Annotated in this window: 1 pseudogene; it reads left to right on the top strand. The window is 87.4% G+C overall.

What is annotated here, in order from left to right:
- Positions 1-69: 69 nt before the first annotated feature.
- Positions 70-554: pseudogene (locus AC1MIR_RS13130) on the top strand (hypothetical protein); the annotation flags it as partial.

A 554-nucleotide genomic window follows, 5' to 3' on the forward strand; every position in this document is an offset into this window, starting at 1 on the left:
GCGGGCCGGCCCCCCCCCCCCCCGCCCCGCCCCGCGGCCCGCGCCGCCGCCCGCGCCGCCCGGGGGCCGGTGGCCGAGCGCGACGCGGTGCAGCAGGCCGCGGCGGCCACCGCATCGGACCTCGCCGCCGCGCAGGAGGCGCTCGCGGCCGCCGAGGCGGCGCATTCCGGCGCCGTTGCCCGGCTGCAATCCGCCCGCGCCGCCGCCGCGGAGGCCGAAGGGGCCGCGACGCGCGCGACCGCCGCGCTGGAAGGCGCCGAGAGCACGCTGCGGCGCCTCGCCGAGCAGCGCAGCCGCCTCGCCGCCGAGCGCGACGCCGCCCCCGCCGCCCTGGTGCCGGAAGCCGAGCGCGAAGCCGCCCTGGCCGAGGCCGAGGCCGCCGAAGCCGCGCTGCGCGACAGCCGCGCCGCGCTGGACGGCGCCGAGGCGGCCCGCGCCGCCGCGCAATCGCGCCACGAGGCCGCGCGCAGCGCCGCCGTGGGGGGCGCCCGCGCCCCCCCCCCCCCCGGGGGCGCCGGGGGCGCCCGGGGCGGAGTCGCCCCCCCCCCCCCCGC

The sequence above is a fragment of the Falsiroseomonas sp. RANM36 genome (assembly GCF_056682175.1).